This is a genomic window from Oscillibacter sp. PC13, assembly GCF_900115635.1.
Lineage (GTDB): Bacteria > Bacillota > Clostridia > Oscillospirales > Oscillospiraceae > Oscillibacter.
Genome location: NZ_FOXE01000022.1, coordinates 43,706 through 54,813 on the forward strand (window position 1 = coordinate 43,706; position 11,108 = coordinate 54,813).

General features: G+C 57.1%; 12 protein-coding genes. 9 read left to right on the top strand and 3 right to left on the bottom strand.

The features are described 5' to 3' along the window. Both BMZ81_RS12390 and smc read right to left on the bottom strand, forming a co-directional pair. Complete coding sequence (locus BMZ81_RS12390; RefSeq protein WP_091132600.1) at nt 1-249, bottom strand: hypothetical protein; 249 nt, start codon at nt 247-249, stop codon at nt 1-3. Continuing rightward, entirely contained in the window at nt 246-3,821 is a 3,576-nt protein-coding gene (gene smc, locus BMZ81_RS12395) for a chromosome segregation protein SMC (protein ID WP_347498073.1), read from the bottom strand. Before smc ends, BMZ81_RS12390 begins: the two co-directional genes overlap by 4 nt. Nucleotides 3,822-4,058: 237 nt before the next feature. Here smc and BMZ81_RS12400 point away from each other — a divergent pair, with 237 nt between their 5' ends. Genes BMZ81_RS12400 through BMZ81_RS12410 form a run of 3 tightly spaced genes read left to right on the top strand, consistent with a single transcriptional unit; the run spans nt 4,059 to nt 5,657 of the window. Next, on the top strand, nt 4,059-4,295 hold the full coding sequence (locus BMZ81_RS12400; RefSeq protein WP_091132604.1) for a putative Se/S carrier protein: 237 nt from the start codon (nt 4,059-4,061) through the stop codon (nt 4,293-4,295). Between the two features lie 52 nt (nt 4,296-4,347). Beyond that, nucleotides 4,348-5,457, top strand: coding sequence for a YedE family putative selenium transporter (gene yedE / locus BMZ81_RS12405; protein WP_091132607.1), 1,110 nt, complete (start codon nt 4,348-4,350; stop codon nt 5,455-5,457). Further along, nucleotides 5,454-5,657, top strand: coding sequence for a sulfurtransferase TusA family protein (locus tag BMZ81_RS12410; protein WP_091132609.1), 204 nt, complete (start codon nt 5,454-5,456; stop codon nt 5,655-5,657). The genes yedE and BMZ81_RS12410 overlap by 4 nt, the downstream gene beginning before the upstream one ends. A 65-nt stretch (nt 5,658-5,722) precedes the next feature. Here the strand turns inward: BMZ81_RS12410 and BMZ81_RS12415 are convergent, their stop codons facing one another. Beyond that, nucleotides 5,723-6,340, bottom strand: a complete 618-nt coding sequence (locus BMZ81_RS12415) for a ClpP family protease (protein ID WP_242942642.1) — start codon at nt 6,338-6,340, stop codon at nt 5,723-5,725. Nucleotides 6,341-6,524: 184 nt separating this feature from the next. Between BMZ81_RS12415 and proB the strand changes: the two genes are divergently transcribed. The 6 genes from proB to tnpA all read left to right on the top strand — a co-directional run bounded on the left by proB (nt 6,525) and on the right by tnpA (nt 10,976). Continuing rightward, complete coding sequence (gene proB / locus BMZ81_RS12420; RefSeq protein WP_091132614.1) at nt 6,525-7,358, top strand: glutamate 5-kinase; 834 nt, start codon at nt 6,525-6,527, stop codon at nt 7,356-7,358. A 13-nt stretch (nt 7,359-7,371) separates the two neighbouring features. After that, nucleotides 7,372-8,619, top strand: a complete 1,248-nt coding sequence (locus BMZ81_RS12425; RefSeq protein ID WP_091132616.1) for a glutamate-5-semialdehyde dehydrogenase — start codon at nt 7,372-7,374, stop codon at nt 8,617-8,619. 20 nt (nt 8,620-8,639) lie between these two features. Then, the gene (locus tag BMZ81_RS12430; protein ID WP_091132619.1) at nt 8,640-8,966 is read left to right on the top strand and encodes a hypothetical protein; all 327 of its coding nucleotides are present in this window, start codon (nt 8,640-8,642) and stop codon (nt 8,964-8,966) included. Nucleotides 8,967-9,005: 39 nt separating this feature from the next. Then, nucleotides 9,006-9,809, top strand: coding sequence for a pyrroline-5-carboxylate reductase (gene proC / locus BMZ81_RS12435; protein ID WP_091132620.1), 804 nt, complete (start codon nt 9,006-9,008; stop codon nt 9,807-9,809). 16 nt (nt 9,810-9,825) lie between these two features. Beyond that, nucleotides 9,826-10,311, top strand: coding sequence for a hypothetical protein (locus BMZ81_RS12440; RefSeq protein ID WP_091132623.1), 486 nt, complete (start codon nt 9,826-9,828; stop codon nt 10,309-10,311). Between the two features lie 188 nt (nt 10,312-10,499). Further along, on the top strand, nt 10,500-10,976 hold the full coding sequence (gene tnpA / locus BMZ81_RS12445; RefSeq protein ID WP_091132625.1) for an IS200/IS605 family transposase: 477 nt from the start codon (nt 10,500-10,502) through the stop codon (nt 10,974-10,976). Nucleotides 10,977-11,108: the final 132 nt, after the last annotated feature.

Genomic DNA, 11,108 nt, shown 5'->3' on the forward strand with positions numbered 1-11,108 from the left:
TCATTCGGCTGGATCGTTCCAGTCGATCTTCTTTCCGCAGCTCTGGCAGTATTCCCCAGGATATTTTCCAAGCCAGACGCCGCAGCGCGGGCAGCGGAGCAGCGCAAAATCTGCCGCAAATCCGAAGATCATCATGAAGAATCCGGATCCCTCTATCAAGCCCCAGGCCTTGACCGCCCCTGTCATGATCAGGATGAGTCCGATTCCCAGTAGGACAAGAACCACATACTGCTTCTGCTTCAAGCTCATTGAATCTTCAGCTCCTTGACCATGTCGTTCAGGTTAATCGTCAGGATCTTGCTCACACCCTGCTCCTGCATGGTCACGCCATAGAGAACGTCAGCCTCCTCCATGGTGCCCCGGCGGTGGGTGATGACGATGAACTGCGTCTTCCCTGCCAAACGGCGCATATAACGGGCATAACGGGTCACGTTGGCATCATCCAGCGCGGCCTCAATCTCGTCCATCACACAGAAGGGGGTCGGATGTACCTTCAAAATGGAAAAATACAGGGCAATGGCCACAAACGCCTTCTCGCCGCCGGAGAGAAGCGAGATGGTCTTCAGCGTCTTGCCCGGCGGCTGCGCCTTAATTTCAATACCGCAGCCCAGGATGTCCGCCTCGTCCTCCAGCTCCAGCGTGGCGGTGCCTCCGCCGAACAGCTCCACAAAGGTTGTCTGGAAGCTTTCGGAGAGCAGCCGGAACTGCTCGGCAAAAATCAGGGTCATCTGGCCCGTGATCTCCTCAATAATCTCCTCCAGATCCCCTTTGGCCTTTTCCACATCATTGCGCTGGTCGGTGAGATACGTATACCGGGTGTTCACCCGTTCAAATTCCTCAATGGCGCCGATGTTGGGCGTGCCCAAAGCCGTAATCTCCTGCTTCAGCTCCCCAATGCGCCGGGTTGCCTTGGGCAGGCTCTCCAACTCTATCCGCTGGGCCTGCGCATCGGTATGGGAAAGCTCATAATGCTCCCACAATCGATCCAGAATCTGCTTTTCCTCCATGGCGCCGGTGGCAATCTTCTGCTCCAGGCGGGAGACCGCCCGCTCCAGGTTCAGAAGGGTTTCATTCATCTCCTGTCCGGCCCGGTTCTTGGCAGTCCGCTCCGCCTCCAGTGCAATCTTTTCCTCATTCAGCGCCGTCAATCTCTCCCGAAGCGCAGCCGCCTTTGCGGCCAGCGCTGCCGTGGCATCCTGCCGCCGGGTAATCTCCTCCCGGGCGGTTTCAATGTTCCGGTGATAGGACAGCAGCGTCTGCTCCTTTTGGGTTCGGTCGCCGGTAAGGCTGTCTGCCAGCTGCCTCAAGTCCGCAGCCCGGGCAAGCGTGGCCTCCCGCTCGGCAGTGAGTGCCGCCAACGTACTCTTTTTTAAGCTGATTTCCTCGGCCAGCGCACCGGACTGCGCCAAAAGCTCTGACTTTCCGGAGAGAATGCTTTCCGCCTGATCCCGGCAGGCCGCCGCCAGCCGTTCCGCCTCTGCAATCCGCCCGCCGGTTTGTTCAGAGCGGGACACGTTGTCCACAATTCGCCCGTTCAGGCTTTCCAGCTCTCCATTCAAGTTTTCTAAGTTCTCCCTCAGGCTTCGCAGAAGGCTCTCAAGGTGATGCCCGGTACCCTCCAGCCGCAGCACCTCATCCTCAGCCCGGCGGCGCTGCGCCTCCGCAGTCTCCAGCTCGTACTGGACAGCGGACATCTCCCGGCTGGCAGCCGCTTCCGCCTCTTTTGCCTCCTCCAGCGCTCTGTGAAGCGCGTCGGAACGGCCGCTCAGCTTTTCCAGTTCTGCGGCCCGGCTTAAAACGCCAGCGCTGCGGGAGACGGAGCCGCCCGTCATCGATCCGCCCCGGTTGATCACCTGTCCATCCAGTGTGACAATCCGAAAGGCACTGCGGTATTTTCTGGCCATGGCAATGCCGCAGTCCAGATCCTCCGCAATCACGGTGCGGCCCAGAAGGCTGGTGAACACATTCCGGTATTTTGCATCAAAGGAGATCAATCGGGAGGCAATGCCTACAAAGCCGAACTCCTGCTCCACGCCCTTCTCCCGCAATTCGTCACCATGAATGGCAGTCAGCGGCAGGAAGGTAGCACGTCCGCCATCCCGCTGCTTTAAAAAGCCAATGGCTGCCTTGGCATCCTCTTCCCGGTCCACCACGACATTCTGCAGACCCGCGCCCAGGGCAATTTCAATAGCAAGAGAGTATTTTCCGTCTGTCTTCATCAAATTTGCCACCGGCCCGTGAATACCGCGCAGCGTTCCCTTTGCCTGCATCACAAGCTTGACGGCCTTGGAAAAGCCCTCGTACTCCTTTTCCATCTCCGTGAGAAGGCGGATGCGGTTATCCAAGGCCCCCACATCCATGGTGAGCTGGACCTTTTTCTCTGCCGCCGCCGCGGACTTCTTTTTCCGCTCCTCCATTCGCAGACTGTGGCCTGCGATGATGTTGCCGGCCGCCTCTGCCTCGTCCCGCGCGTCCTCCAACGCCCGCCGGTTGGCTTTGCTCTCTTGTTCCGTCCTGGCCAGCTGTTCCTCCGCGGCAGTCCTGTCCGCTTCCACAGCCGTCCTGCGATCAGCAATCTGTGCATTTTCCGCCGCGATGGCAGCAGTCTCTGCCTTTGCATCTGCGGCGGCAGCGATATGAATGGCCTCCTGCGCGCGCAGGGCTTCCGCCTGACTCTGCGCGCCGCCCGCCTGCTCCGCAGTTTCCCGCGCCTTTGTCAGCAAGGCATCCAAGGCGGCATTCCATTCAGCCAGCTGCTCCTCAATCTCGGCAATACGGTGCTCCTGCTCCTCCGCCTGGCTTTCCAGGCTGCCGGCACGGCTGTCCGTCTCCTGAAGCTCCGCCGCGGCTCTTTCAATATTCTCCTGGTTGTGGGAAATGGTACCCTCCAGCACAGCGACGGCGCTCTCCTGCTCCTTTATCCGGCCATCCAGCTCAGAGGCCTCGGAGCGGGTACGCTCGGCCTCCATATCCTTTTCCTGCATCCGTTCTCCGTACCGCTCTCCCTCTGCATAGAGGGCGTCCAGAGCGGCCCGGGCCTCATCCCGCTGGGCCTCCGCCGCATGGAAATCTGTCTCCAGCTTTCGCGCTCCCGCCTTCAGTGTGTCCAGGTTTTCCAGCCAGACGGAAATCTCCAGCAAGCGCAGCTCGTCCCGGAGGACCAAGTACTTTTTGGCCTTTTCAGCCTGATCCCGGAGCGGATCCACCTGCAGCTCCAGTTCTGCAATTTTATCATTGATACGGACCAGATTCTCCTCTGTGCGCTCCAGTTTTCGCTCTGCGTCTTCCTTCCGGTGGCGGAATTTGGAGATGCCGGCGGCCTCTTCAAAAATTTCCCGGCGCTCTCCGCTCTTCGCAGACAAAATCTCATCGATTTTACCCTGTCCAATGATGGAGTAGCCCTCTCTGCCCATGCCGGTATCCATAAAAAGCTCAGATACATCTTTCAGGCGGACGGACTGGCGGTTGATGTAATACTCGCTCTCACCGCTGCGGTAATAGCGGCGGGTGATGGAAACCTCCGCTTCCTCCATGGTGGGGAAGATGTGCTCCGTATTGTCGATGACCAGCGTCACCTGGGCAAAGCCAACCTGGGATCGTTTTTCCGTTCCGCCGAAAATCACATCCTCCATCTTGGCGCCACGAAGCCCCTTGGCGCTCTGCTCGCCCATTACCCATCGAATGGCATCAGAAATATTAGACTTGCCCGATCCATTCGGCCCTACGATGGCGGTAATATCCTCGCCAAAATTCAGAACCGTTTTATCCGGAAAAGATTTGAATCCTTGGATCTCCAATGCTTTCAGGTACAACGTTTTCACCTCGCTCGGCCGAAGCAGCCGCTTTACATACGATAACTAGAATATTATATCAGACAAGGCTGCACATTTCAAGGAAAAATCCGTGAACGCGAGCCAGAAAGCGGCATCTTTCAGGCAAAACAGAGTCCAGCACGCATTGCGTTATTCTCAAAAAAGATTCCCACAACCTGTTGATTTTTCCCTTTTGCCATGTTATTCTTTTAAAAAAATAGCGGTACTTTGGGAGGAGGTATCCAGATGCGGAAAAAGCAGCCACGGCTGGTCGTGGCTTTTCACACCACTGCGGGCGCCATCGCAACGGAACGGCTGTGTCAGGCATGCGGAATGGAAGGCCGTTTGATCCCTGTTCCAAGGATCATTACTTCTGACTGCGGAATTGCCTGGTCAGCACCGCCGAATTTGCGGGAGCTTCTGGAGGGCAAGCTTCAGCAGGCCGGTATTGAAACAGCCGGGCTGTATGATCTGCTTCTCTGATATTTTTTGCCATTCGCTATTTTTTTAAAAAAACAGCGCAAGGAGTGTGTGTATGCGGGAAAAAAATTGGATACGGGAATATGGATGGATTCTTCTCACCGGCGTGGTGGTGGGCGTGGCGGCCCTGGTCTTGACCTCCGCCGGAAATCCGAAGAACATGGGCTTTTGCATTGCCTGCTTTGAGCGGGATATCGCGGGCGCTCTTGGGATGCACAGCGCCGGGAAGGTTCAGTACTTACGTCCTGAGATCATCGGCATTGTGCTGGGTTCCACGCTTGCAGCCGCAGTCTCAAAGGAATTCCGCGGACGGGCCGGTTCCTCCCCTGCCTGCCGGTTTGCCATCGGGGTGTTTGTAATGATCGGTGCACTGGTGTTTCTGGGCTGTCCGCTGCGGATGGTCATCCGCTTGGGCGGCGGGGATCTGACGGCTGTGGCGGGCTTGCTTGGCTTTCTTGCAGGAATCCTGGTCGGAATTTTCTTTTTGAGGAGAGGGTTCTCTCTGGGCCGTGCCTATCCCGTCCGGAAGGGAGAGGGGAGCATTCTGCCGGGGATGATGATTCTGCTGCTGTTCCTTCTGCTGGCAGCTCCAAGCCTCCTTCGTTTTTCAGAGGAGGGACCGGGCTCCATGCACGCTTTCTGGGGAATCTCCCTCATTGCCGGACTGGCTGTCGGCGCACTGGCCCAACGCAGCCGCCTTTGCATGGCCGGCGGCCTGCGGGACGTCTTTCTCCTCCGGGATTTTCGCCTGCTCAGCGGATTTCTCGCCATTTGGATCACTGTGACAATCGGGAACCTGCTGCTTGGCAACTACCACCTCTCCGCCCTTTCCCAGCCCATTGCCCACTCTCAGCACCTCTGGTCCTTCCTGGGGATGGCACTAGCTGGCTGGGGATCCATTCTCCTTGGCGGCTGTCCCCTGCGGCAGCTGATTCTGGCCGGTGAGGGCAACGGCGACTCCGCCGTAACAGTGCTGGGCATGATCGTGGGAGCAGCGGTGTCCCATAACTTCGGCCTGGCCGGCGCGGCCGATTCTGTGGCGGCCGACGGCACCTATGTCATCGGCGGAATCGGCACGGCCGGTATGGCTGCCGTCGCACTGGGGTTTGCAGTCCTGCTGGCCGTCACACTGGCCCATCTCCCCGGAAAGGAGGAAGCCGTATGATTGATGCCCGCGGATTTTCCTGCCCGCTTCCTGTCATTATGGTGCAGAAAGCAGTGCAGAAGGACTCTCCCGCCTCCCTGGCGGTTCTTGTGGATGCCCAGGTAGCCGTGGAAAACATTACCCGGTATGCCCATTCCCAGGGGTACCAGGTCCAGGTGACGCCGGAAGGCCGGGATTTTAAACTGATACTGGAAAAATAACGGAACGGTACAGCTTATTATCCCGTTCACCACAGTCATAAGAGGCGGTGCTTAGGCACCGCCTCTTATAGGTTTTTTCGATCCTCTATCTGCCGGTAGAGGTAGGCAAGCCCATCGCTGAGGCCGCCCACCTGGTCAATGATGCCAAGCGACACCGCTTCCTCCCCATAGATCACGCTGCCTACATCCGCCGCCATATCGTCCTTTTTCAGCATCAGCTGCTGAAAGGATTCTGCAGAAATCCTGCTGTGTCTGGACACAAAGTCCACAATGCGGTCCTGCAGCCGCTGAAAATAGCTGTAGGTTTGCGGTGCGGCGATGACCGTGCCGCTCATTCGGACCGGATGGATGGTCATAGCGGCTGATGGCACCGCAAAGCTCCGCCTGGCAGCCACTGCCAGCGGTACGCCGATGGAGTGGCTTCCTCCCAGGACAATGGAAACCGTGGGTTTTGTCATGCCGGCGATCAGTTCTGCGATAGCCAGCCCTGCCTCCACGTCACCGCCAACCGTATTCAGCAAAAACAGGACGCCGTCTACATCTTCACTTTCCTCCAGCTTGGCAAGAAGCGGCAGAACATGCTCATATTTGGTGGTCTTGGTATTGGTACTGGCGCTCATGTGCCCTTCAATCTGGCCGATGATGGTCAGGCAGTAAACCGTACCATACGGCGTTCTGGTCATAGCGGATCCAAAGTCCACGATGGCCTGTGTGGTATCTTTGGTACCGCTGTTGTTGTCGTCGCCGTCGTGGGCGGTGGTATTTGTAAAATCAGTCATGGAATCCCTCGCTTTCTCCTCTATTTTCCGCACTTTTACGAAAACTACACGCCGCTCACACTTTCTTTTTTTGACATCGTGTGCTATAATGACTGCAAATTTTCTTCAGGAGGACATATATGTGGAACAGGCAAAGCGGCGCATTGTAGTAAAGGTGGGCACCTCCACCCTCACCCACGACTCCGGAACCGTCGACCTGCGGAGTATGGAGCACCTGGTTCGGACGTTGTCGGATCTCCACGGAATAGGGCACGATATTATTTTAGTGACCTCCGCCGCAATTGCCGTCGGCACCGCCAAGCTAAGACTGCCGGAACGGCCGACAGAGCTCCGAATGAAGCAAGCTGCCGCCGCAGTGGGCCAGTGCCGGATCATGCACATCTACGACAAGCTGTTTTCTGAGTATAACCGCTCCGTCGCCCAGATTCTGCTGACCGGAGAAGATGTGGACAGCCCAGAACGGGCTGAGCATCTGATGGGCACCTTCTCCGCGCTTTTGGAGATGCGGGTCATCCCGGTGGTCAACGAAAACGACTCCGTCTCCTCCGCCGAGATCGAAACCGGCCGTCACAAGGTGCTGGGCGACAACGACACCCTGTCCGCCATTGTGGCAAAGCTCTGTCACGCCGATCTTTTGATTCTGCTCAGCGACATTGACGGACTATATGATGCGGATCCTCATGCACATCCAGACGCCACCTTGATTCATCGGGTGGAATCCCTAACGCCGGAGATTCTGGAGATGGCTGGCGGAGCTGGCAGCTGGCGGGGTACCGGCGGCATGTCCACCAAGCTCTCCGCCGCCAAAATCGCCATGGAGAGCGGCTGTGACATGGTGATCACCAACGGCACCAGGATGGAAGATCTGTACGGGATTGTAGCAGGGCAGGATATCGGGACACGGTTCCTTGCCTCGAAGTGAAGGAGGACATTCTATGACAGCTTTACAGCAGCAGGGTACGGCAGCCAAAGCTGCCGCCTATGTGTTGGCCACCGCCGGCACAGCCAGAAAAAATGCGGCGCTGGTCGCTATCGCCGATGTTCTGACCGCCCGTCAGCAGGAGTGGCTGGCCGCCAACGCTGCGGACGTTGCGGCTGCAAAAGAGGCAGGCATGCGGCCCGCCATGCTGGATCGTCTCACGCTGACCCCGGAGCGGGTGGCGGGTATTGTGGATGGCGTACGGCAGGTAATGGCCCTGCCCGATCCCATTGGAAAGGTGGACCGGATGGAGACCCGGCCAAACGGCTTAATCATCGGCCGGCGGCGAGTGCCGCTGGGCGTCATTGCCATCATTTTTGAGGCCCGTCCTAACGTTACCGTGGATGCAGCGGCCCTGTGCCTGAAGTCCGGCAATGTCTGTATTCTGCGGGGCGGCAAGGAAGCCATCCGTTCCAACTGCTGCGTGACGGATTTGATGCGGCAGGCATTGGAGCAGGCCGGGCTGCCCGCGGACTGTATCTCTCTGGTGCAGGACACCAGCCATGAAACGGCCAATGAACTGATGCATCTGGATGGATATGTGGATGTACTGATTCCCCGGGGTGGCGCAGGGCTCATCCGGGCAGTGGCCAAGGAAGCCAGTGTCCCGGTCATCCGCACCGGCGAGGGCGTATGCCACGTATACATTGACAACGAGGCGGATCTGGATATGGGCGCCGGTATTTTGTACAACGCCAAATGCTCCCGGCCCTCCGTCTGCAACGCAGCGGAGTGCGTTTTAATCCAGAAGGATGTGGCGGAGGCATTCCTTGCCAAGGCCGTACCGCTGCTGGACAAACACCAGGTAGAGCTACGATGCGACGAAAACGCCCTGTCCATCCTTGGAAGCCGCGGCATTCCGGCGGCGGAGAGCGACTGGGATGCAGAGTACGATGACTATATCCTGGCCGTGCGGACCGTGGCGGACATGGAGGAAGCGATTCGCTTCATCAATGCCCACGGCACCGGCCACTCGGAATCCATTATTACAAAAAACTATTTTAAGGCCCAGCAATTCTTGGATCGGGTGGATGCCGCGGCGGTATATGTCAACGCCTCCACCCGCTTTACCGACGGCGGAGAATTCGGTCTGGGCGCAGAAATCGGCATCTCCACGCAGAAGATGCACGCCCGCGGGCCCATGGGGCTGGAGGAACTGACCAGCTGCAAATACGTCATCTACGGCGAAGGACAAGTGCGCTGAACGAAGGAGGGCTGACCACAATGGTATGGCAGGCGGCTGCAATCGGTATCATCACGGTTTTGCTGTTTTTTCTGATGCTGACCCGGAAGGCCGGACATGTAAAACTGCTGCTGGGGCTGCTGACAGGAACCTGTGCTTTGGCAACCATGGCGCTGTATCTTTGGATACTGCATCAAAACGGAGGTGCCGACAAGGGGAGAGAACTGCTTCAGCTGTATCTCCCCTGCGGCCTTTGTCTGCTTCTGGCTGCCTGGGGCTGGATTGCGGCAGCACTCAGCCAGCGAAAGCTGCGTTTCAATAAGGCGGCCAAGCTGGCCCGCCAGAAAAGGGCCCAGGATCCGCAGTGACGCTTTATCGGAAACTCTGAAAGAAAGAACGTGATCAACATGGCGACTTTTGGTTTTATCGGCACCGGCAACATGGGCGGCGCACTGGCGCGGGCGGTGTGCACACGGATTCCCGCCGACCAGGTATTTGTGGCCAACCGCACAGCGGAGAAAGCAAGGCTCCTGGCTGAAGAGCTGGGCTGCTTTCCATCAGACAGCACCGCCATTGCAGCGAATGCCGATTTCATCTTTTTGGGCGTTAAGCCTCAGATGATGACGGATCTGCTGGCAGAGATCGGCCCGGTTCTGGCCAAGCGGCAAAGCCGCTTCATTTTGGTAACCATGGCTTCCGGCCTTACCATTACAAGTATTCAGGCGATGGCGGGCGGGGCGTATCCCGTGATCCGCATCATGCCGAACACCCCCGCCTCCATTGGAGAGGGGATGATTCTTTATGTCTGCGGCGACGGCGTAGCAAAGACGGAGGAAACCGTCTTTCTAGATGCCATGACAGGTGCGGGCCGCCTGAGTGCCCTGCCAGAGAATTTAATTGACGCCGGTTCCGCGGTGTCCGGCTGCGGCCCGGCCTATGTGGATCTCTTTCTTGAAGCGCTGGCAGACGGCGGTGTAGCCTGCGGTCTGCCCCGGGCAACGGCAATGGAGCTGGCCGCCCAAATGGTGGTTGGCTCTGCCCGGCTGGCGCTGGAAAGCGGGCAGCACCCCGGTGCATTGAAGGACGCCGTCTGCTCCCCCGGCGGCACCACCATTCAAGGGGTTCGTGCGTTGGAAAAGGCCGGTTTCCGCGGCGCTGTAATGGAAGCTGTGATCGCTGCCTACGAAAAAACCGTTGGCGCCGGAACATAAAAGGAGCTGTTGCTTGATGGCAAAACGGGTCCACATCGCTCTCAAAGTTCTGCTGGCGGTTCTGCTGACTGTGGCCGCAGCCTGGGTAATCCTGATAGCTTTGCTGGCTGGAGTCTTTGATCACCACGTCTCCCGGGAACTGACATCCTATTACACGGACGCCGAGCTCTCCGGCGTCGAGTATTTTGTGGCGCGGGGCGATGAGAAACCTGTTGCCTCAGCCCTGCCGCCGGAGCAACTTTCCTCTCTTGCGGATACATTGGATGAGCTGCCGCTGATCCGGCGGTATGTTCACCGGGATTATAACTGGGGTGGCCGCTTCGGGCTCCGATTTTTCTATGCGGACGGAACTTCCATGACCTATGACGGCACCGCCGCCAACTTTTACCGCGATGATGGAACGGAAGCAAGGCACCGTTTTCTCTCTGTGGACGGCGGTGGTTACTGGGCTGCTGTGCAGCCATATTTCCCCGACAGCGACATGTGCGGCAACATCGAATGAACCGTATGACAAGGACCTGGCCGAACAATTCGGCCAGGTCCTTGTTTTTGTTTGTACATAGAAAACCACCAGCAGTGCTGGTGGTTCCAAAAAGCTTTAGCTATGCACAGAAAAAAGTATCCTCCTTTGGTAGGATGAAGATGGTCTGCCAACCGTCAACAAGAAACCAAAGGAGGAATCAAGTCCAGATGAAACTTGATGTAAGTAGTTTAGCACACACGAAGTGGGAATGTAAGTATCATATTGTATTTGCCCCAAAATATCGGCGGCAGGTCATCTATGGAAAGATCAAACAGGATATAGGAATGATGTTGCGAAAACTCTGCGAGTACAAAGGAGTAGAAATTATAGAAGCGGAGGCGTGTAAAGACCACATCCATATGCTGGTGAGTATCCCACCTAAGTATAGCGTGTCGCAAATCATGGGGTACTTAAAGGGAAAGAGCAGCTTGATGATATACGAAAAATATGCCAACATGAAGTACAAGTACGGGAATTGGCACTTTTGGTGTAGAGGGTACTATGTGAGTACGGTTGGCCGAAACAAGAAGGCAATCGAGCAGTATATCAGGAATCAGCTGCAAGAGGATTATACGGATGACCAGATGAGCATCCAGGAGTATATTGACCCGTTTACGGGTAAGCCAGTAAAAGAAGGCAAATAAAATCAAGCCCCTTTAGGGGCAGCCTGGAAAAGTCGTGCGGTTGGCAGACTTTTCGATGAGCCTATAGGCTCTGCCCAGGGCATGCCCCAAGGGGGCTTGTGCAAACCACCGGCACGGCCGGTGGTTTTGATT